We start from the raw sequence: 21,725 nt of genomic DNA, 5'->3' as shown, positions 1-21,725 counted from the left end.
TCGATTCGCTGTCCCCAGAAGGTGGCAGCAATGACGATTACGACTCCTCCGACCGCGAGAACCGTCAACGGTTCTCCTCCCAGCGTGAGCGGTCCGCCAAGGTACCGGCACATATCGTCGGCGGCCATACGCCATTGGCATGCAAAACCTTCCACTATTCCCGCCCTGCCGAACGGGCAGTGTGGCACCTCGTCGAGTTAATATCCGTGCATGACCGATTGGACAACGATCGACGAATACATCGGGTCGTTTCCCGTCGACGTGCAGCCACTTCTCGACAGTGTCCGTCAGGCGATTCACGACACGATTCCCGATCTCGGTGAAACGATCCGATATCGAATTCCCACGTTGACGGTCGACGGGCGGAACTTCGTGCATTTCGCCGGATGGAAGCACCACATCTCGCTGTATCCGGTACCGGCCGGCGATGTCGAATTCGAGAGGGTCGTCGACGCTTATCGATCGGGGAGATCGACGGTTAAATTTCCGCTGAGCCGGCCGATCCCACTCGATGTGATACGACGAATAGTCACGCAACTCGCCGGCCGGCAGTGGTGAGTCGATCCGAAATCCTGGGAGACTGCGTTCGTGGACAGACAACCCATCCGGCCGATCACATGCGGATACCACGGCGGCCACGATCCGTCGACGAGGCCGATGACAGTTCCGGCTGTTGCGCAGATGGTCTTCGCGGCACCCCGACTCTGTCGGCGCTCCTCGATGATCTGGTGGACACAGGATCGCCACGCATTCACCCGTTCTTGACGCGTTTGCGGGAGCCCACCTTCTCGAGATCGGTGCGTGGGGGTCCGCCGTGCGCATTGGGGAGAGCTCGACCTGGTTTCCCGACTGGCGCCGTGGCCTCGATGACCCGCAGGCACATCTTCGCCATCTGCTCTAGCCTGGACTCCAACGCCGAAGGAGTTCCCAGATGGCTTACGACAAGGCACTTGCGCAACGGATACGCGATGCTCTCGCAGACGAGGACGACGTCAGTGAGGTGAAGATGTTCGGCGGCATCAGTTTCCTGGTGAGCGGAAAGATTGCCGCCAACGCAAATTCGCACGGCAACATCATGGTGCGGGTCGATCCCGAGCGGGTGGACCAACTACTCACTCGTACGGGCGCAAGTTGGCCCGAGATGCGCGGAAAACCGATGAGCAGAGGATGGGTGTCTGTCGACCGCAGGGGCACCAGTTCGAACATCGAATTCGACGGTTGGATCAAAGAAGCTCTCGATTTCGCGCGTTGACTACCCGGCGGCGGCGGACACTATCGGATCCCCCAGGACTCGTGCAGTGAGTGGTCTCGACTTGCGGTCACCATCACAGCGGCCCGTAACCAGGCTATGGAGAATCGCTCGCTGTTCTCCGCACCGCGGCGACCGAATTCGTCGCGATCGGGAGCCTGCGCCGCTGACGACAATTCGGAAACCGCCTGGGCAAGGTATGGCATCGCGGAGGCGCGTAAGACGTCCGCATCGCGGACACAGGCCGCGCCTGTCGCCATCCGTCGGCCTCCCCGAAGCACCTGATGTAGCCGATCACTCGCGCGCGCCAGTGGCGCAGCAATAGCGCCGGGCTCACCCGCCTGGCCGCGCCGCTCGGCTGCTGCTTCCGACATGATCGTCGGTGAATCAGGTGGTCGCACCGACGCGGTCAGCTCGGCGTGTGTGATCGCATCCCACGCCAGATTTCGAACGTTCCCGCTGGTGCCATGCCCGCCTGTACTGACGGCGAGGGCGACGATCTGCCCTGGCCTGTCAGCGGCGACCCGCCCCACCAGACGCAGCTGTGCGCCTGGCACCCGCCCGAGTTGTCGAAGGTTGTGCGCATAGGCGAGTGCGGACAGACCCGGCGGTACGGTCAGATCCAGAGGCCACCCGTCCGACACCACGCGGACCGTGTGCTCCGTGGCTCCGGATACCTCGACGGTGCAGCAGATCAAGCCGTGTCGACCGGTGTGGTCGGCGGAGTGGGCAAGTGCACCGGCCAGCTGCTCCCGGACGGGTACGTCGAACAATTTCCCGACCACGTCCGAGGACCACGCTCGATCCGCGACTACTCCCAGAACTGTGGCGACCCGCGATCCCCGCCCCAATCGCCCGCTGTCGGTGACGGTGGCACCACTGAGTGTCAGGCCGTGCCGGACCAGGCCCTGATGATCGATTCCCGAACCGACCAGTGCGACCGGAAGATCCGGAACACAGCGTTCGACACCGCCGGGTTGCACGTCACCCATCGAGTACCGCACGCCACTCGAATCGACCATCCAGGTCACGACGCCCGCATAACCACCGGCCGTGGCGACGGGTTCGGAGACGATGCCAGACAACTGCAGGCCGCCGACCGGTTCGTAGATCCGCCTGGCCGTGCCGATCTCGACGCCGGTCAACGTCTCCCTGGTCGCCACCAGAAAACTTGCGAGCAGAGTGTCCACGGCCGATTCGTGCAGGCCTGCGAGTGAGAACTCCGCCGACCGTTCGCCGAATCGTCGAAGCTGTTCCGCGAGCTCGGATCCTGATCGTGCACCACGGTGCATACCGACGGCCCGCGCTGCGTGAACGGCCCGCAACAGAATTGCACGATCGGTGGCACCTGTTGCTGTGCAACCATTTTCGACGACGACCGCGGCGGCATTCCACAATTGTCGAGCTGCGTCGCGGTGGGCCGCCGAGATCGTGATATGCCTCGCGTCCGAGGCGACGGCCGAGTGAGCGGTGACAGCCAGCTCGACGGGCGGGCAGGCGCTCAGAACGGCAGCGCGGTGCGCGCATCGCGGCGACAACAGGCAGGAACAGACCGCGGAGTCGACCAGGTTACCGGTGACGGCGAGGTCCACGACGATCTCACCGGCCACGGTCACGCGAATCCCGCTGTCCGAGGCGGCGAGCACCCAGTCCTTGCGGGTGGCGATCACCGCATCGACTCTCTTCTGCAGCCGGGTCGGCAGCTCGTCGATCGCCACTGCGACGACGCCGGCGTCGATCTCGGGTAGCGACAGGGGAACCGTCACGAGATCTTCGACCCGATCCACTCGGCCAGACGCACCGGTGACAGCGCCGCCACCGGCATACCTGCTGCTGCCAGACCGCCACCGACGTCGGCACTGAACCTGGCGTTTCCGCTCTCGTCGAGGCTTGCGCATCCCAACAGTCGGACCCCCGAGTCGATCAAGGCACGGACCTCGCCGTACAGCGATCCGAGTGGCCCACCCTCTTCGAAGTCGCTCACCACGACGACAAGGGTTCGCGACGGTACGGTGATGCTCTGCCGGACGACACGAAGTGCTTTCGCGATGTTCGTTCCGCCGCCGACCTGGATCTCGAGCAGCAGCGACAACGGGTCCCCGGCGTGTTCGGTCAGGTCGGCGACTTCGGTGGAAAATGTCAAGAACCGCACGTCCAGCGCCGGCACCCCGGTGAGTATCGCCGTGGTCAATGCCGCCCACACGGTTGACGCCTCCATGGAACCGGAAACATCGGTGACGACCACCAGATGCCAGTCGACGCTTCGTGCGGCCCGGGCTCGGAACAGCGCTCGTTGCGGTGCGAGCACCAGAACTCCGTCCCCACGATCGTGTGCGGTGTGCAGGTTCGCGCGTGTCGTCGCTCGTAGGTCGAGTCGGTTGGTGCGCCTGGTCGTGGTCCGCCCTACGTTGATCCCGCTCAACGCAGGGCGGAGGCGACCGGCGAGCGCGCGGGTCAGCTCGGCGACGACGGTGGCGACCACCGGTCGAAGGCGTGCGAGCCGTGATTCCGGTAGGCCCCCGGCGAGGGTCAACATCGCGGTCAACAGTTCCACCGACGGACGGACGGTCGCGGATTCCAACAGCTGTGCCGCATCCGGGTTTCCGCGAATCACGATCTCGGAGAGCACTTCTGCGTAGACGTCGGCGTCGAACATCGCGGCAAGCTCCTGCGCCCGTTCCCGTACGTTCGGGGTGGGCGGCGCATCGTCGGTCCCGATCGACGGCCCTGAACCTTCACCGCGCCCGCGGCCGTACATCTGGTCGAGGGCGTCGGCGTAGGCAACCGCTCGGGGTGGGAGTGCCGTCCGACCGGCGCCGAGGATCAGCCGCCACCGGTCCAGTGGCCCGAACGCAGACGTCGGGCGAGAATCTGGTGTGTTCGCGTGGGATCGATCCGTGGATCTGTCCGGGACGGAACCTGCCGTGGACGGCACTGCCAGACCCATGGCGCGGGCCGCGTCAGCACCCGCGATATCCGCGCGGGCAGCGACGGCCGTCGCAGCCGGATCCATCGACGTCGTGCGGTCGGCCTCGTCGGGATATCGACGGCGGATCGTGTGCAACAGGCGTGATCTGTCCGCCGGGCTGAGTGCGTCGAAGCCGCCACGCAGTGCGGGCAGTCGGGCGACGAAGTCGTTGTCGGGAAGCCACTCGACGCGCTCGCAGAGACCGACGAGAACTGCGCTGCCCGATTCGAGGAGCGGGCCCGATGCCCGCAGCAGTCCGCGTAGTCGCGCCCGCAGTGCCGCCCGCCCGTGCAGGTCGAGCGCGGTGTCGAACCAACTGCCCACCATTCGGGCACCGGTCTCGTCGTCGACGTGTTCGAGAAGCATCGACGTCGCCACCGCCACCGCACCCATCATCGGAGATCCGTGACGGCGGAAATTGTCCAGGACTACTCGCAGTCGGCGTGAATCCGCGTCGCGGTCGACCGCTCGGCAGATACCCACCACGGCGGACACATCGTCTTCGTCCACCGAGTTGGCGTACCCGCTCAAAGCTCGAAGCCCGGCAGCTCGCAGTTGGCCGGCCACCCGCCTCGCCCGGTCGTCGAGATCTCCTACGACGTCGACGCCGCCGATACCTGCACGAATCCGACCGAGTGCGGACAGCGCGTGCACGACATCTCCGAGTTGAACGACCGGCGCCCGTTCGAGGTCTCCGATACGACGGTCGACCAACTCCGCGATCGCGCATTCTGCGGCCTCCATCAAGCCGACACTCGATTCACCGAGAGTCGGCCCACCGGAATGGATCTCTCGATCCCGGCTGATCTGAAGGCGTCCGGTCGCGGCCGATTCCAGAGTCACTCCAGCCGTCGACGCGGCATGAAGACCGGCCTCGGTGGCCGGTGTCCACTGCATCTGCGTTCGAATGGTCAGGGTGTCGGTCCCGCCGACGCCTACTCCCCCGTCGATGCGGTCGCCGTAGTGGATTCCCAGTACCGCCAGTCTGGCCAGCGCTACCGTGCGCCGACGGTCCAAATCCGAACGCAACGGGTCGAGGCGGCGCTCCTTGCGCTCCGGGGACGTCGAGTTCGGCAGCCGCAGACTTCGCAGTTCGTCGTCCACGGCGGGCAGGAGTCCGGACACCGGGGTGCCCGGGGCGAGCGCGCCGCGACGGTCTCCGATCAAGATCCGTTCCATCGCAGCGGCGACGAGCCGTCCACGCCCCAGGACATCGCCGCCGGCCAGAACTGTTTGCAGTGCCTCGACCACTTCGCCGCGTCCCGGTGCAGGCAGGTTCCGCAGACGTGCGAGATCACCGGCGACGCGAATCGCCTCCCGCGCCTCGGCCGGCCCGGCCGGTTCGCCGTCGCGGCGGATCTCCCGGCAGACTGCCACGATCAGACGTGCGATCGAGCGCTCGAGCGCGTCGACGTCGTTGGCGGACTGCCATACCGCCTGTTGGAATTGCGGATCGCGAATGCCGGCCGGATATCCGGAGCGGTCGTCGAGCAGCGTGAAGGTGTACGGAACTAGGGACGTCGTCACCGCGCCTGCAGGCGCCGGTTCGCCGACGCCCGAGTGGGGCGTGCCCTCGTCACGAGTGTGCGTCAGCGCCGGGGCGTGAAATGCGCCGATCACTGCGGCGACCCGGCTTTCGGTACGTCCTGCGATGCAGTCACGCAGGTACTTCTCGCGGGCGAGATCGGAAGGGCCGATCTGTGGCGTCGCCGCTCGGATCGCCCAGCCGTAGGCGATCGCTGCGGTTCGGATCTGTTCCGGCGACGAGTCGGGGGCGCCGATTTCGACGAGACGATCCCACGCGTCGTCCCCGGCCCGGCCGGTCGGCGCTTCGATTCTTCGATTCGATCCGGTGGATTCGCTTGCCGGGCTGCCGGTTCGGGCGGGTGAGGCCAGCGGCAGGTCCCCGGCTATCACCGGGATGTTCCTCGCCGCCGCCCACCGGATCGCGGCGAGTTCCGGGCTGAAATCGGCGAACGGGTAGAAGCTGATGCGATCGTCGTGCACGCCGGCCAGCGCCACCGGTGTCACCAGTCGCGGATCGGCAAGATGCTCGATCCAGGACTGGAAATCGGCGGGGAATTCCACGACGACGACCTGCGGGCCGAATCCGTCGAGCAGGGCCGGTACGGCGGCGGCGAGTACCGGCGAATGGTGCCGAACACCGATCAGATAGGGCCTCGTCGAGGCGACAACCGCAGCTACCTGTTCTGAGATGTCGCGGCGTATCTGCACGACGTCGCCGGTCATCGCTCGAGTTTCTCCCGCAGATCCCACAGCGACCGCCACATCCGATGACCGGCCTCGGCCCGCCGACGCACCGCCGAATCCCAGTAACCGATCAACCGTTCCGCATCCGCAGCCTCGTCCTTGTGGACGACTCCGAACAGGTTTCCCGGAAGATATTCGAGCGGGTCACCGGCACTGTTGGCCAGGTACGCCTGCGCCAATCCGATCGAGGTCGCCACCGCGACTGCCTCGGCGGTACTCATCACCGCCGTCGGCCGTTCCACCGCCCACCCCTCGTCGGAGCGGCCGGTACGCAGGTCGCGGAACACTGTCACCAGGGCGTCGAGCACGGCGTCGTCGACGCTGAACTGCGCCCCCGACCTGGCGACCGCTGCGCTCGCCTGCCGACGCACCAACTCGGTTTCGGCCTGCGCGTCGGCGATGGGCGGGATCACCTCGAAGTTGAAGCGCCGCTTGAGCGCGGAGGACATCTCGTTGACACCACGGTCGCGGAGGTTGGCGGTGGCGAGCACCGCGAAGCCCGGTTGCGCGGCGATCGTGTGGGCATGTTCGGTGGTCAACTCCGGCACGGACATGCGCCGGTCGGACAGTACCGATACCAACGAGTCCTGCACTTCGGGGAGACACCTGGTGATCTCCTCGACCCGCGCGACGGCTCCGGTACGCATCGCGGTGAGCACCGGCGAGGCGACGAGCGCTTCGGGGGTCGGCCCCTTCGCGAGCAGCAGCGCGTAGTTCCAGCCGTACCGCAGTTGATCCTCGGTGGTTCCGGCCGTGCCCTGCACGACCAGCGCGCTGGTTCCGCAGATCGCGGCGGACAGTAGTTCCGAGAGCATCGACTTCGCCGTTCCCGGTTCGCCGACCAACATCAGCCCCCGCTCCCCGGCAAGGGTGACCACGCAGCGCTCGATCAGTGCGCGGTCGCCGACGAACTTGCCGCTGACGGCCATCCTCGGCGTCAGACCCTTGCGCTTCGCGCCGGCCGGCAGAGACAACGGCTCGCTCGAACCGCACACGAACGTCACCACTGCACGTGGGGTCAGCACCCAACCCGGTGGCCGTGGGCCGTCGTCGTAGGCGGCGAGGAATTCGAGTTCTTCGGCGAAATCCTTTTCGGGCACACCCGTCGGTGGTGTGGTCATTGTCCACCTGATTTCGGTTGTTTCGTAAGAGAACTCGATCCCCGATCAGCCCATACCTGCTCGAAGAGCTGCGGCAACGACGCCGTCGGAACCAATGCCGAACCGCCCAGGGAAGCACCGATCTCGTAGCCGAACAAATGAACTTTGCTCTGCTCGACCGGAATCCGCGGCGCGCGCAGCTCGAGCCATGCCCCAGGGAGAAACACCGAACGTCCGGCTCTGGCACGTTTGGCCTCGACGCACAACCCGGACGCTACGAGTTCGGTGCGAGCGGAACTCAGATCCTTCGGTTTCCACTCGTTCCATCTTTTGACGTGGGCATCCGTCGGATCCGGTAGCGCCGCCAGTTGGAGGTAGTAGGTTGCCGCCTGCTCGGAAAGACCATGTTCGTCCGCCACTGCCTGCACCACGGCAGCTGCGCTCCTTCGGGGATCACGGCCCTCACCGATGTACCCGGTGTCGGCGAACCCCGACTCCCTCGTGCACAGTGCCTGCACTGTCTCGACCTCGTGCAGGCACGTCGTCCACCCGGATTCGAAGGGTGCGAGCAGGTCCGCCAAACCTGCAGGCGCATCGGCCAGTCGTGCCGGGCGAACCCACAGCGACGCGGACGCATGGTTCACGACCACTGCCAGTACACCGAGGTCGAAGACCTGATCAGTGGCCGGCTTCGGCTCGGGAACCCGATCACCGGGGCTCAGACTCGTGAACACCGTTCGAAGCAACTTGGTGACACCGCGTTCCTCGGCGTACCCGATCTGACACAGCAACCCCGGAGCGGCCAACCGCCGGGCCGTCAACTCCCGCGCCTGATCGAGATGCGCTCGCAGTGGTGAATCTCCGTCCAACTGATAGGTCAACCATCGCATCACCCGGAGGACGGACGGAAGTCGGTCGCCGGAGAAGGAGTGTTCACGCGCGGAACGGACGCCATGGGGGTCGGACAGATCAGTTGTCGAATCGCCGTGCAACCAGGTGGTCGATTCGGAGTTGAGCAGTGATCCGATCATCTCGGCATCACCGTGTTGGAGAGCGCGGTTCGATTCCACGAGCAGTGCATCCGGCAGTTGCCGCCGAACACCGACGACGTCGGACCACAGCGCAGCCAGGGCATCGAGTAGGTAGCCGTCGGTCACGAGTTGTCGTGGATCCGCGGGTAGCGCAGCACCGAGAATCTCGGCCCGCTGGTCGGCGTCGATGTTCGTGAGCGCTCTCGACGCCGCCGTGAACTCTGCAGCCGACACAGCGACCAGCGCCCGTATCTCTTTGAGTTCGGCGGTCGACTGCTGGGTACCGAACGTCGCGAACCCGAGCAGGACCAGTGCGGACTCGGCACGCCCGAGCCCGGTCCGCGCGGCCAGCTCGTCGACTCGGTCGGGTTGCCACGGCACGCAGGCGGCCCCGCGCAGCACCTCCACTGCCGCTCGAACACGTTCGGCGTCACCGTACCTGGTGAGTGCACGTGATTCGTCGAAGACTGCGGGTAGGGCGAGACCGGACCGAAGTGAGAGCAGACCACCGGTTCGCGGGTGGTCGTAGCGGCCGCCGGATCGGAGCATCGCCACCGGGGTCCCGTCCCGGACTTCGATACCGGTCGGCTCGTTCCATTCACCGATCCGCGACACTGCGTACCAGCGCTGCTCCGGATCGAAGAGCCCTCGGTCGACGGCAAATTCGAGAAGCCCGGCCAGGGCGAGACGTGCGGCCGGATCAGCCGCCGGTGAGAGAGCGGACACCGTCAGCGCCGGCCACCATTGCAGCGGGCGTAGCCAGTCCGCGCCCCCCGACGTCAGCTCACCGTCAGCGGCGGCGATGCCCTCGGCGAGCAGGGCCAGTGCGCGCCCGGCCTGATCTGCCCACCTGACCGTCTTCGCGGTGTTGTTTCCGCCGTAGTAGTAGTGGTAGCGGTGTGCTTCGAAGGGGCGGGCGAGTGCGGTGAGTGCGTCGTCGGAAGGAAGGTCGTCGTCGCGTCGCGTCGGGGGTGCACTCAGCACTTCGAGGCATTCCGCATTCCGTTCCGCTTCACGAACGGCCTCGAGGATTTTTCGAACCAGTTGCGGCGCAGTAATTTCAGGACACTCCTTCCCGACAGCGGACAGAGCGTCTTCCGATGTGGGCGCCGCGGACACCGCGTCGAGAAGGGCGACGGCCCGCTCGATCGTGAAGGTGCGCAGCGCTGCCGAACCGGCGAGGTCTCGCGGCTCGAGGTAGTTCCACCAGAGCGTCGGCGGTAGCTTAAACCTGTCAGCGATCTGATGCGACACCGGATTTCGGTATCTGTCGCTGATCACGGCGCCGTCGGCGGTGGTCAGCATCCAGCCGGCACCACCGTCGACGACCTGCAGAACGGTGTCGCTGCCCGGCCAGTCCACAACGGCTACTTGGCCATCCACCTCCCAGCAGGCAGGACTGCGGGTGACGGTCGCGGACTTGCCGTCGACGCGAACGGCGGTGACCTGTCCACCACGCGAGGACACTCGTAGCCCTACCGTCCCGGACGACACTCCGAGCGGAGACCTCGGTGCATCGAGAGGCAACTGAAACGAACGCAGCACGTCGAGTTCGTCTTCGGATTCGAGGCCGGCGGTGAAGAACGGAGGCGATGCGGCACGCCCGACGGTACCGAGTGTCGGATCGAATTCGTACCAACCGAGAGTCCGGTCGGCCGCGTGCAGTATCCAGTAGTCGGTTCCGTCACCCGCCACGGCTTTGGTGTCGTAGCTGCGTTTCTCCCCGGCATGGAAGGGCTTGCCTGCTGTGGTGATACCGCCACCGGGGAGCGGCAGCTGAACATCGTGCCCACGCCACTGCCACGCGCCGTCAGCGAGGTCGAACACCTCGTGCGGGCGCGATGACCAATAGCCCTTGTACCCGCCTCCCGCCGAGTACCAGCGCACGAGGAACTCGCCGTCGACCCATACCGCCGACGGTGTGGACCAACTCGACGGCGCGAACGCACTCGGTACGGCGAAGGTGTGCCGTGCCACTTCTGCGGTGGCGCCGACCACCACGGCCTCACTGCCGTTGGACAAGACGACATGGGGCCAACTCGCTCGAATGTCGACGCTGCGATCGTCACTGTTGCTGGTGCGGCGCTGCATATCGGGAAGAAGTCCGGCGACAGCGTGTTCGAATGCAGGCCAACCCATCTCGGCGAAAAGACCGATACGAAGGCTGCGCGTGAGCGCCGATGCGGCCGACAGTTCTCGACTACCGGTCAGATTGGTGAATTCCTCGACGAACTGCGCCTCACGGTGCAATGCCATGCTGTTGAGTGCGGCGAAATGGTTCACGAAGTGCGACAGTTGCGGGATGCCGCCGCCGACTGCGTCGGCGAGCAGATCCCGCAACCAGGACACTGCCTCGTCGCGTAAACCGTCCACGCTCAGTGCGATCTCGACCAGCGGCTTGTCGCGAACGGCGGCTTCGGCGGGTGTGCCGTCACCGATGCCCCCGAACATCTCGTCCAGGCCGCTGCGCAGGATGGTCGAATACCGCGAAGTCTGCAATGCCGTGAGGTGGCGACGTCCGGGCTGGTCGTCGGCGATCCACGCGCTGAGAGCACAGCGATCGCTGTCTGCGGACACGACGACGGGGATGTCTTCGGCGATCGCCAGGTCGAGGAGATCGAGTTCGGTGACCTGCCACCGGCCCGACACCTCGATCGGCGTGTTCTCCGCTCTCAGTCTGGGCGCGAGTTGACCGACGAGATCCAAGAGCGTGGCCGAGCGCGCTCGGTAGTTTCCGGCGCGCAAGCGCACGTAGCGGTTGAGCCAGCCCGCCGCGCCGTCGGAGGGAAAGCCGGACTCCGCGTCCCGGAGTAGCTCGAGCGATCCGGCGTCGGCCAGCAGCGAGAGCCATTCTTCCGCGAACGTCGCGGTGTAGGTCTCCTGTGGCATGATCTCGAGCATCCGGCGACAAACGGACGGGTTGTCGCGTGCCAGTTTCCCCACGGCCGTTCGCGCCGACCTCCAGAAGGCTGCAGGTGCCTGTCCCAGGGCCGGGTACTCGATCAACTCCACCAGGATCGAGTCCACCTCGTCCGCGCCGACTCCTGCCGACTTGCCGAGTTTGCGCAGGTCTGCGACGAGTCCGGCGTACGGAACCAACCCTCCCGCAGTTCTGCGAACGCACAACTGTCGAAAGAGAAGGTAAGCGACTTCGGCGGAGTTGCGTGTCGCCAGGGCCTTGGAGTAGTCGGTCATCGACTTACCGGTCAGCGCACCCGCAAAAGCGAATTCGAGGAACACCTCTCGCAGTCGCTCCTCGTCCACCTCGAGCGCGTAGATCCCCTCCGCTGCTCTCGCCTTGCCGAACATGCCCGCCGCGAACGACGGATTTCCGGCCTCGACGAATGCGCGGCCCGCCTCCTCGAAGAACGTCGGCAGCGTCCGGGGCGCGCGGTCGGCGATCCTCGTGGACAATTCGACGAACCCGTCACGGGCGAACCCGGCACGCTTGCCGGCCAGAGCGCGAAGGCGCGTGAATTCCTTGACCATCGACAGCGCATAGGCCGCGTTCGGCCTGTCGTACACCAAGGTCCAGGCCGGAAAGCCGATGGTGCGCTTGGCGGTCGCGCCTGCAGCGATCACCTGCGGCGTCTCGAACCCGAGGTAGTCCAACGCCAGATCCTCGGCCTCCCCGACATTCCCGGGCACCAGGCGAACCACCCGGCGATCACCGAGAGCGCCGTGACCGTACGTCCTCACGGTCAGCTCGTCGGCACCTGCCGTATCCGCGGCGACGGTCCAGAATTCGGTGGTCACCGACCGTTCTCCTCGCTGATGGTGCGGCCCGCGTAGATGTACGCGGCCATGCGGACACCTTCCGAGTAAGCGACCGGGCCCACGTCGGCCAGAGCCAGAACGCGCTCCTTCTCGTCAACCCAGCACAGATCACCGGTCCAGGTCTCGGAATCCGGGGCGTCCGAGCCGATCCAGAACCGCGCTTGCAGATCCCGACTCCGCTCGCGAACCGTGAGACAGGCGTATCCGCCGCGTACCGCATACCCGCCGGAACCGGATCTTCCGGTGGCGAATCGCAGCTCCTCGAAGCGGGCGTCGCTGTAGTCGTCGATCTGCGTCGAAGTATCCGGATGCACCGCCGCGTCACGGATGTAGGTCTCCCGGAACAGTTGGGCGATCTGCTGTTCGATGTTCAGCTGCGAGGCCAGCTCACGGTAGTCCGGCAGATCCTCGATCAGGACCGGGTGCGGAATGTTCCAGTGCGGGGAGCTTGCCCACACCGATTCGCCGTCGAGAGTGACGATTCCGATCCCTGATTCCGGATCGACGCCGCGAAGGAGGCCGTTGGTTCCGTCTTCTGCCACGACGACAAGATCGCGGAGGAGTTCCGACCATGCCGAATCCGACCAGATTCCGAGTAGGACGGCCTCGGGAATTCTCGCGGATCGACCGACCCATGCCTCGATGTCGGCTCGGCATTCACGCCGGTGCACTTCGAGCCAGTCGAGTAACCTGCCGAGGTCGAGCACCTCGCTGGACTCCTTGACCCGCGAGGGCACCGACCGCAGTACTTTGCCCTTGTTCCGGACAGCGATCCGGCCGTCGATCACCGTGCACTCGTAGCCGGCGTGCCCGGCGATCGGTGTCCATGTCGCAGACCCGACTTCACTCGGCTCACTGTCGACCAACGCCTGCTCTGCCAATTCGCTGTTCCTCCCGTAGACGAACGCAACAACCGCAAACATTCGGAAGTGCAACTCATCAGCTAATTCTCGGGATGGATTATTGCAGAGGGCTACGACCAAGTGGCCCAGTCCCGCCGGGCGAGAGGTGTGGGGCTGTGTGTGGACGCAGAGCTGCTCGGGACGGCGCTCCGCCGGCCGGAACGCGGTGACGATCCCGGCCGGGGCCTGCGGCCCCGACCTTGTCAGGCGCTGACGTAGGCCGCGAGATGTTCGCCGGTGAGGGTGGAGCGGTCAGCAACGAGATCGGCGGGCGTGCCTTCGAACACGACCCGGCCACCGTCGTGACCGGCACCGGGGCCCAGATCGATGATCCAGTCCGCGTGCGCCATCACCGCCTGATGGTGCTCGATGACGATCACCGATTTACCCGAGTCGACCAGACGATCGAGCAGACCGAGCAACTGGTCGACGTCGGCGAGATGCAAACCGGTGGTCGGCTCGTCCAGGACGTACACCCCGCCCTTGTCGCCCATGTGCGTGGCGAGCTTGAGGCGCTGACGCTCACCACCGGACAGCGTCGTCAACGGCTGCCCGATCTTGAGATATCCGAGACCCACGTCGACCAGGCGCACGAGAATCTTGTGCGCCGGAAGGATTTTCGACTCGCCGTCGGAGAAGAACGCCTCGGCCTCGGCGACGGACATCGCCAGAACCTCGCTGATGTCCTTGTCTCCCAGCTTGTATTCGAGGACATCGGATTGGAACCGTTTACCTTCGCACTCCTCGCACACGGTCGCGACCCCGGCCATGATCGCCAGATCGCTGTAGATGACTCCGTTGCCGTTACAGGTCGGGCACGCGCCCTCGGAGTTGGAGCTGAACAACGCGGGCTTGACGCCGTTGACCTTCGCGAACGCCTTGCGGATCGGCTCGAGCAGACCGGTGTACGTCGCCGGATTGCTTCGCCGTGATCCCCGGATGGCACCCTGGTCGACGGACACCACGTCCTCGCGGCCGACCAGCGAGCCGTGGATGAGTGAACTCTTGCCCGAACCGGCCACCCCCGTCACCACGACCAGCACCCCGAGTGGCACGTCGACGTCGACGTCCTTCAGGTTGTGTGAGTTCGCGCCCCGAATTTCGAGTGCATCGGTGGAGATGCGTACCGAATCCTTGATCGCGGCGCGGTCGTCGAAGTGGCGTCCGGTGATGGTGTCGCTCTCCCGCAGTCCGTCGACGGTGCCCTCGAAGCAGACGCTTCCGCCGCCGCTCCCGGCGCCGGGACCGAGGTCGACGATGTGATCGGCGATCACGATGGTCTCCGGCTTGTGTTCGACGACGAGCACGGTATTGCCCTTGTCTCGCAGTCGCAGCAACAGATCGTTCATGTTCGCGATGTCGTGCGGATGCAGCCCGGTCGTCGGCTCGTCGAAGACGTAGGTGACGTCGGTCAGCGACGATCCCAGGTGACGAATCATCTTGGTCCGCTGTGCTTCACCACCCGACAGTGTTCCCGACGGCCGGTCCAGGCTCAGGTATCCGAGACCGATCTCCACGAACGAGTCGAGGGTCTCGCTCAGGGTGGTCAGCAGCGGCGCCATCGACGGTTCCCTCAACCCCGCAACCCATACCGCGAGGTCACTGATCTGCATCGAGCAGGCGTCGGCGATGCTGACGCCCTTGATCTTCGACGACCTCGCTGCCGCACTGAGCCGGGTACCCTCGCACTCGGGGCAGACGGTGAATGTGACTGCTCTGTCCACGAACGCCCGGATGTGCGGCTGCAATGCGTCCACGTCTTTGGACAGGAACGACTTCTGGATCTGCGGGATCAACCCCGAATACGTCAGATTGATGCCTTCGACCTTGATCTTGGTCGGCTCCCGGTACAGCAGATCGTCGAGTTCCTTCTTCGTGAACTTTCGGATCGGTTTGTTCGGATCGAAATAACCACAGCCACGGTAGATGCGGCCGTACCAGCCCTCCATGCTGTAGCCCGGAATCGTCAAGGCACCCTCGTCGAGTGACTTGTTCTCGTCGTAGAGCGCGGTCAGATCGATGTCGCTGACCGCTCCCCTGCCCTCGCACCGTGGACACATACCGCCGGTGACGCTGAAGCTGCGGCGCTCTTTCGTCTGGCGGCCCGCCTTCTCGACCGTGACGGCACCTGCACCGGACATGGAGGCGACGTTGAACGAAAAAGCCTGTGGTGAACCCACATACGGCTTTCCGAGCCGGCTGAACAGTATGCGCAGCATCGCGTTGGCATCGGTAGCCGTGCCCACGGTCGAACGCGGGTCGGCCCCCATCCGCTGCTGATCGACGATGATCGCCGTGGTCAGACCATCCAGGACGTCCACGTCGGGCCGCGCCAGTGCCGGCATGAAACCCTGAACGAACGTACTGTACGTCTCGTTGATCATGCGCTGCGACTCGGCGGCAATGGTGCTGAACACCAGTGAACTCTTGCCCGATCCGGATACGCCGGTGAACACCGTCAGCCGGCGCTTCGGGATTTCGACGCTGATGTCCTGCAGGTTGTTCACCCGCGCGCCCTGAACCCGGATCAGATCGTGGGTGTCGGCCACGTGCCCGGCCGGAGTGGACTTCGTTGCAGCTCGCTTGGATCCGGCCCTCGTGCCCGTGCTCATCGCGTCCCCATCTCGTGTCGGTCGGTCACTGGTGTAGCTCGAAAACTGTAGCCGACCAGCTCACTTGACCTCGTTGATCCGGATCAGGTTGCCCGCCGGGTCACGGAACGCGGCGTCACGCACCCCGTACGGCTGCTCGGTCGGCTCCTGCACCACCTCGGCGCCCGTGGCCTGCACTCGTTCGAAAGTGGCGTCGAGGTTGTCGGTCGCCAGGATAACTCGGGCGAAAGTGCCTTTGGCCATCATCTCGGTGACCGTGCCACGCTCGTCGTCGGTGACGCCCGGACCGGCGTACGGAGGTTCCAGAACGATGGAGGTACCCGGCTGGTCGACAGGGCCGACGGTGATCCAACGGTTGTCGCCGTAGCCGACATCGGCTCGAACCTCGAAGCCGAGCGAGTCACGGTAGAACGCCACGGAGGCGTCCGGGTCGGTGTGCGGAAGGAAGGTCGAGGCAATGGTGAGTGTCATGTTTTCGAGGCTAGTGCCGATGCGGTGGCAGGCGCTTCTCGATTCCTGATCGGTGTGGTCACCTGCTTGGCCACACACGACGGCATCCCCGCCGTCGTACCCGCCATCTCCGCGCGATAGCGACCGGGCGGCATTCCGACGAGGTCGGTGAACTTGCTGCTGAACGTCCCGAGCGACGAGCCACCAACTGCGAAACAGACTTCGGTGACACTCAAGTCACCGCGGCGCAGCAGCGCCATCGCGCGTTCGATACGCCGCGTCATCAGATAGCCGTACGGTGATTCGCCGTAGGCGAGACGGAACTTGCGGCTGAAATGACCGGCCGACATGTGCGCATGACGGGCGAGCGCCTCGACGTCGAGCGGTTTCGCGTATTCGCGGTCGATACGATCTCGCACGCGCCGCAGCACCGCAAGTTCGCGTAGCCGTTCCTCGGTGGCAGGTGCACGGGTCACCTGGGAGATGGTGCCATTCCCGGCCGGCCTTGGCCATCCGGGGCCGATGGCGGATGCTCGGTCGCCGCCGACGGCTTGTCGTCGTTGCTCTGTGCCTGACCGCCCTGACGCACGGCATGTAGGACGAGGACGAAGTATCCGGAGACAGGAACAGTCCAGCGGTACAGCAGCCAAGACACCTGAGCATCGGGTAACTCACGATGCCGACCGGCATCACTGTCTCGTCTGCCGTGTCGGCACTGGCGGGCATCGTCCGTTTCGGGGTGAACGTACGTTATGTTTCTTTGCGGCGCTTACGTTCGTGGTCCGCTGCGTGCCCGGCCGGCCATCTCGGCGTATCCGGGTCGTAGAACCGGACCTTCCGACCCTGCACCTGCACACGCGGGCGCGGTGGCCGCCCTCCCGCCGAGAGGTGAGCGGCCACCGCCTTTCACAACGTCCAGAACAACAAGAAGGACACCATTGCGGCACGCACGTTCCGGGCCACCTGACCCACACCGCCCACCACGTCAGCACAGTGCGGTACACCAGCAATGACGCCGGAAGGAAAGATTCAGCTCGCACATCCGCACAACTGCAGATGTGCGTCTCGAAATCTCGTGCCGTCCAATTTTCCTCGCCATCGGGTGATGGCGGTAGCGGGACGAGTGCGCGGGTCCACCTATCGCACGCGGGCTTCACATCCATCGGAGATTCGAACCGGTCTGATTGCGTTCAGTAGGTAGTCGCGGTGAACTCCCCGGACGAGCAGTCACGCACGTCGAGAACTGAGGTCCGGGCACCCGTCCGTCGGACCAGCAGCGGGGTACCGCTACCGATCTGACGGACACCGGCACCTAGCCGCTGTTGCGCAGTGCGGTGGCCAGGCCGTTCATCGTCAACTGGATTCCGCGCCGCACCTGGTCATCCTCGTCTCCGGAACGGTAACGACGGAGAAGTTCGACCTGTAGATGATTGAGCGGTTCGAGGTAGGGGAAACGGTTGTGGACCGAACGCTCGAGGCCGGAGTTGTCGGCGAACAGATCGTCGAAACCGGTGATGGCCTTGTACATTCGCACGGTCCGCTCGTGTTCGTTGGAGATCATTCCGAAAACACGCTCGCGCAATTCGACGTCGGGAACCAGTTCGGCGTACCGCGCCGCCAATCCCAGATCGGACTTCGACATCACCATCGCCATGTTGGAGAGCACCGTGCGGAAGAACGGCCACTTCTCGTACAGTCGCGTCAGTGTCGCGAGGCGGTCGGCGTCGCCGTCGATCCACCGCTCGAAGGCGGCTCCCGTGCCGTACCAGCCTGGCAGCATCACCCGCGACTGGCTCCACGAGAGCACCCACGGAATGGCACGTAGGTCGGAGATGGCCTTGGTCTGTTTGCGGGACGCCGGACGGCTACCGATGTTGAGAGCCCCGATCTCCGCAACGGGTGTCGATGCCTCGAAGTACTGCACGAATCCCGGTGTGTCGTGGACTAGTTCGCTGTATGCGGTCCGGGCCAGGGCGGCCAGGTCGTCCAAGACGGCGTAGGCGGCCTCGGCGTCGTCACCGAGCCCTTCGACATCGAGCAGTGTGGACTCGATGGTCGCCGCGATCAACGTCTCGAGGTTTCGGTGCGCCAGGCGCGGTTCGGCGTACTTGGCGGCGATCACCTCGCCCTGCTCGGTGATCCGCAGCGAACCGGCGACGGCGCCAGGCGGCTGCGCGAGGATCGCCTCGTAGCTGGGTCCGCCGCCGCGTCCGACGGTGCCGCCGCGCCCGTGGAAGAGGCGCAATCGGATTCCGCTGGTACGTGCCGCTTCGACCAGTTCCAGCTCGGCGCGGTAGAGCGCCCAGTTGGCGGCGAGGTACCCGCCGTCCTTGTTGGAGTCGGAGTATCCGAGCATGACTTCCTGGCTGTCACCGCGGGCTGCGACGACAGCCCGATACACCGGGACGGCGAGGGTGGCGAGCAGTGTCTTCGCTCCGCCTTGAAGATCCTCGATGGTTTCGAACAGCGGCACGATCCCGATCGGTGACGACGGTTGGCCGCCGATTCCCGGATCGAAGACGCCGACCTCCTTGAGTAGGACGGCGGCCTCGAGCATGTCGCTGACGGAGGTACACATGCTGATGATGTAGTTGGGTACTGCTGCCGCCCCGAGAAGTCGAACCGCGCGGGCACCGGCATGCAGGATCGCCAGTTCCTTGGTGGTCAGCTCCGAGAACTCGGCGTCCGGTGTCGTCAACGGGCGGCGGGTGACCAGTTCGGCCGACAGTAACTCGACCCGGTCCGCCTCCGACAGCGACGTGTAGTCCGGGTGCACCCCGGCCCACGCCAGCAGTTCGGCCACAACCGTCTCGTGAACCTCGGAGTTCTGGCGCATATCCAGCCCGGACAGGTGGAATCCGAACACCTCCACCGATTCTCGAAGCCGATCCAACCGGTCGTCGGCAATCGTCTCGTCACCGTAGCGACGTAGCGAGGTGTCGATGGTCGACAGATCGTGCTGCAGTTGGCCGGGTTCCGAGTACGCCTCGAGTCCGACGTCGAGGGCATGCGGGGGCAACTCGCCCAGTACGGCCAGTGCGGTCGCGGTGAGACGGCCTCGGATTCCGCGTACCGCACGCCGGTACGGTTCGTCGGCACGAAACGCCGAATTGTCGCCGGAGAGCGACGCCAACAGATCCAATTCGGGTGTGACCGCCACCAGCCGCGCAGACATCGACAATTCACGCTCGAGATGCTCGAGTTCGGCCAGATGGTGGCCGAGTGCCGTAGCGGCAGCCCGCGTCGTCGCTCGCGTCACGATCTCCCCGGTGACGTACGGATTGCCGTCGCGGTCGCCGCCGATCCACGAGCCCGGACGCAGGATCGGTTCGGGCAGCAGATCCGCTTCGGGCCAGCGCCCACGCAGGGCTTTGCGAACCTGAGCGTTGATAGTCGGAATCACCTCGAACAGGGCCGCATCGTAGTACCGCAGACCCACCTCGATTTCGTCCTGAATTCTCAAGCGGGACAGTCGGATCAGCGCGGTCTGCCAGAGCGTGAGAATTTGCCGACGCAATTGCAGATCGACGTCCGCAGTTTCGTCGGGCGTCAGAGCGGTGCGCTCGCGATAGCGCATCAGCTCGGTGATGCGCGTCTGTGTCTCGAAGACGGTGCGGCGGCGGGTCTCCGTCGGATGAGCGGTGATGACAGGTGAGACGAGTGCCCCCTGCAACGCCTGTGCGACGATATCGGAATCAAGCGATGCCGCATCGAGTTTGGTATAGGTGGCTGCCAAGGTACTGTCCCGAGGCGGTTCACCGGCACCCAGATGGATGGCCCGGCGGCGCTCGCGATGGATGTCCTCGGCGAGGTTCGCCAGGAGAGCGAAGTGGCTGAAGGCGCGGATGACGGGGATGGCGTCGTCGGTGGAGATCCCGGCGAACAGCGAGATCAGCTCGGCGCGGTCGATCTCGGACCGGCGGACCCGAAAGGACTCGACCCGGGCCCGCTCGACGAGCTCGAACACGTGATCACCGGACTGTTCTCGAACTATCTGTCCGAGAATTCCCCCGAGAAGCCGAATATCCTCACGCAGCGGCTCGGTGGCTTCACGCGGTGTTTCTCGAACAGAGACAATTTCGGTCATTGTTCAATTATCGACCGAAACGAAGAACCCCGCTCGATGGCGGGGTTCCAGGTGGCGGAATGTGGCGACCGCCTCAGGCGAACTTGATTTCCAATCCGATACCGATGATCGAGATAACCCAGATCGCGGCCGTGAACACGGTCAGCCGGTCGAGGTTCTTCTCGACCACGGTCGAACCGGAAAGGCTGGACTGGACACCGCCGCCGAACAGGCTCGACAAACCGCCGCCCTTACCGCGGTGCAGCAGCACCAACAGGATGAGAAGCAAGCTGGTGACGACCAGCAGGATATCCAAGAACAGTTTCATGTCTGTTTACGTCCGCCAATCCAATAGGGACAACTACAACCGGTAACACCATACAGGCGGATGCGGCTCACCCGACCACACACCCGCAGTTGCCGGGGTGTACCGGTACCGATACACCCCTGCGGGTGGGTGACCGTGCGCCACGCACCCGCAGGGGTATTCTGTCTGCGAATCAGCCGATCAGAGCAGCGGTCCGCCTGCAGCGATCGCCGACAGCGACGCGAACTCGTCGGCCTTGAGCGAAGCTCCGCCGACCAGTGCGCCGTCCACGTCACTCTGTCCGACGATCTCGCCGACGTTCTTCGAGCTGACGCTCCCGCCGTACAGGACCCGCACACCGGCAGCGACCTCGGCGTCGGCAAGTTCACCGACCGTCCGGCGCACCGCGGCGCACACTTCCTGTGCGTCCTCGGCGCTGGCGACGCGGCCGGTTCCGATGGCCCAGACCGGCTCGTACGCGATGACGATCTTGGCGATCTCCTCCGCGCTCAGACCGGCGAGCGAGCCCTTCAGCTGTTCGACGTTGTAGGCGACGTGATCGCCCGCTTCGCGAACCTCGAGGCCTTCCCCGATGCATACGATCGGGGTGATGGAGTTCTTCAGCGCCGCCTTGGTCTTGGCGAGAACGGTCTCGTTGGTCTCCCCGTGCAGGGTGCGACGCTCGGAGTGTCCGACCACGACATAGGTGCAGCCGAGCTTGGCCAGCATCGCACCGCTGATCTCACCGGTGAACGCGCCCGAATCCTGAGCCGAGACGTCCTGTGCGCCGTACGTGAGCAGGAGCTTGTCACCCTCGATCAACGTCTGGACGCTTCGGATGTCGGTGAACGGCGGGATGACCGTGACGTCCACTTTGTCGAAGTACTTCGCGGGCAACGCGAAAGCGATCTTCTGCACCAGGGCGATGGCCTCGAGGTGATTGAGATTCATCTTCCAGTTGCCGGCGATCAACGGCTTACGTGACATGTGCG

The 21,725-nt window shown here is 65.1% G+C and carries 14 protein-coding genes; 2 read left to right on the top strand and 12 right to left on the bottom strand.

The window, feature by feature from the left end:
* Positions 1 to 210: 210 nt before the first annotated feature.
* Positions 211 to 558 carry an iron chaperone gene (locus ABH922_RS10035; protein WP_424806781.1) on the top strand — a complete coding sequence of 116 codons (348 nt, stop codon included), beginning with the start codon at positions 211 to 213 and terminating at the stop codon, positions 556 to 558.
* Positions 559 to 751: 193 nt separating this feature from the next.
* Here ABH922_RS10035 and ABH922_RS10030 read toward each other — a convergent pair whose 3' ends face one another.
* The gene (locus tag ABH922_RS10030; RefSeq protein WP_424806780.1) at positions 752 to 892 is read right to left on the bottom strand and encodes a hypothetical protein; all 141 of its coding nucleotides are present in this window, start codon (positions 890 to 892) and stop codon (positions 752 to 754) included.
* A gap of 39 nt (positions 893 to 931) precedes the next feature.
* On the opposite strand from ABH922_RS10030, the gene ABH922_RS10025 reads away from it, so the two are divergent.
* Positions 932 to 1,252: a TfoX/Sxy family protein gene (locus ABH922_RS10025; protein WP_424806779.1), complete on the top strand. Its 321-nt coding sequence runs from the start codon at positions 932 to 934 to the stop codon at positions 1,250 to 1,252.
* 20 nt (positions 1,253 to 1,272) lie between these two features.
* On the opposite strand, the gene ABH922_RS10020 is transcribed toward ABH922_RS10025, so the two are convergent.
* The 11 genes from ABH922_RS10020 to tpiA all read right to left on the bottom strand — a co-directional run bounded on the left by ABH922_RS10020 (position 1,273) and on the right by tpiA (position 21,720).
* Positions 1,273 to 3,036, bottom strand: coding sequence for a hypothetical protein (locus ABH922_RS10020; protein WP_424806778.1), 1,764 nt, complete (start codon positions 3,034 to 3,036; stop codon positions 1,273 to 1,275).
* Entirely contained in the window at positions 3,012 to 6,467 is a 3,456-nt protein-coding gene (locus ABH922_RS10015; protein WP_424806777.1) for a DUF5682 family protein, read from the bottom strand. Before ABH922_RS10015 ends, ABH922_RS10020 begins: the two co-directional genes overlap by 25 nt.
* Complete coding sequence (locus ABH922_RS10010; protein WP_424806776.1) at positions 6,464 to 7,609, bottom strand: ATP-binding protein; 1,146 nt, start codon at positions 7,607 to 7,609, stop codon at positions 6,464 to 6,466. The genes ABH922_RS10015 and ABH922_RS10010 overlap by 4 nt, the downstream gene beginning before the upstream one ends.
* Positions 7,606 to 12,375, bottom strand: a complete 4,770-nt coding sequence (locus ABH922_RS10005; protein WP_424806775.1) for a hypothetical protein — start codon at positions 12,373 to 12,375, stop codon at positions 7,606 to 7,608. Before ABH922_RS10005 ends, ABH922_RS10010 begins: the two co-directional genes overlap by 4 nt.
* Positions 12,372 to 13,319, bottom strand: a complete 948-nt coding sequence (locus tag ABH922_RS10000; protein WP_424806774.1) for a DUF4132 domain-containing protein — start codon at positions 13,317 to 13,319, stop codon at positions 12,372 to 12,374. Before ABH922_RS10000 ends, ABH922_RS10005 begins: the two co-directional genes overlap by 4 nt.
* Positions 13,320 to 13,501: 182 nt before the next feature.
* A complete protein-coding gene (locus ABH922_RS09995) occupies positions 13,502 to 15,910 on the bottom strand; it encodes an ATP-binding cassette domain-containing protein (RefSeq protein ID WP_424806773.1) in 2,409 nt (802 codons plus the stop codon).
* A gap of 60 nt (positions 15,911 to 15,970) precedes the next feature.
* Complete coding sequence (locus tag ABH922_RS09990) at positions 15,971 to 16,381, bottom strand: VOC family protein (protein ID WP_424806772.1); 411 nt, start codon at positions 16,379 to 16,381, stop codon at positions 15,971 to 15,973.
* On the bottom strand, positions 16,378 to 16,836 hold the full coding sequence (locus tag ABH922_RS09985; protein ID WP_424806771.1) for a helix-turn-helix transcriptional regulator: 459 nt from the start codon (positions 16,834 to 16,836) through the stop codon (positions 16,378 to 16,380). The genes ABH922_RS09990 and ABH922_RS09985 overlap by 4 nt, the downstream gene beginning before the upstream one ends.
* 836 nt (positions 16,837 to 17,672) lie before the next feature.
* Positions 17,673 to 20,447 (bottom strand): phosphoenolpyruvate carboxylase, encoded by a 2,775-nt coding sequence (ppc, locus tag ABH922_RS09980; protein ID WP_424806770.1) that lies wholly within the window; start codon positions 20,445 to 20,447, stop codon positions 17,673 to 17,675.
* Positions 20,448 to 20,520: 73 nt separating this feature from the next.
* Entirely contained in the window at positions 20,521 to 20,754 is a 234-nt protein-coding gene (gene secG / locus ABH922_RS09975) for a preprotein translocase subunit SecG (RefSeq protein WP_424806769.1), read from the bottom strand.
* A gap of 180 nt (positions 20,755 to 20,934) precedes the next feature.
* The gene (gene tpiA, locus ABH922_RS09970) at positions 20,935 to 21,720 is read right to left on the bottom strand and encodes a triose-phosphate isomerase (protein ID WP_424806768.1); all 786 of its coding nucleotides are present in this window, start codon (positions 21,718 to 21,720) and stop codon (positions 20,935 to 20,937) included.
* Between the last annotated feature and the right edge of the window lie 5 nt (positions 21,721 to 21,725).

The sequence above is a fragment of the Rhodococcus sp. 27YEA15 genome, from assembly GCF_049739425.1.
In the GTDB taxonomy this organism is placed as follows: Bacteria; Actinomycetota; Actinomycetes; order Mycobacteriales; family Mycobacteriaceae; genus Rhodococcus_F.
Note: the sequence above shows the minus strand (reverse complement) of the source record. Positions and strands in the feature narration are given on the sequence as shown.

Excerpts from the sequence above, each read along its gene's own strand:
- ABH922_RS10030 (WP_424806780.1), bottom strand. The coding sequence starts at position 892 with ATGGCGAAGATGTGCCTGCGGGTCATCGAGGCCACGGCGCCAGTCGGG.
- ABH922_RS10015 (WP_424806777.1), bottom strand. The coding sequence starts at position 6,467 with ATGACCGGCGACGTCGTGCAGATACGCCGCGACATCTCAGAACAGGTA.
- ABH922_RS10025 (WP_424806779.1), top strand. The coding sequence starts at position 932 with ATGGCTTACGACAAGGCACTTGCGCAACGGATACGCGATGCTCTCGCA.
- ABH922_RS10035 (WP_424806781.1), top strand. The coding sequence starts at position 211 with ATGACCGATTGGACAACGATCGACGAATACATCGGGTCGTTTCCCGTC.
- ABH922_RS10010 (WP_424806776.1), bottom strand. The coding sequence starts at position 7,609 with ATGACCACACCACCGACGGGTGTGCCCGAAAAGGATTTCGCCGAAGAA.
- ABH922_RS09990 (WP_424806772.1), bottom strand. The coding sequence starts at position 16,381 with ATGACACTCACCATTGCCTCGACCTTCCTTCCGCACACCGACCCGGAC.
- tpiA (WP_424806768.1), bottom strand. The coding sequence starts at position 21,720 with ATGTCACGTAAGCCGTTGATCGCCGGCAACTGGAAGATGAATCTCAAT.
- secG (WP_424806769.1), bottom strand. The coding sequence starts at position 20,754 with ATGAAACTGTTCTTGGATATCCTGCTGGTCGTCACCAGCTTGCTTCTC.
- ABH922_RS10000 (WP_424806774.1), bottom strand. The coding sequence starts at position 13,319 with ATGTTTGCGGTTGTTGCGTTCGTCTACGGGAGGAACAGCGAATTGGCA.
- ABH922_RS09995 (WP_424806773.1), bottom strand. The coding sequence starts at position 15,910 with ATGAGCACGGGCACGAGGGCCGGATCCAAGCGAGCTGCAACGAAGTCC.
- ppc (WP_424806770.1), bottom strand. The coding sequence starts at position 20,447 with ATGACCGAAATTGTCTCTGTTCGAGAAACACCGCGTGAAGCCACCGAG.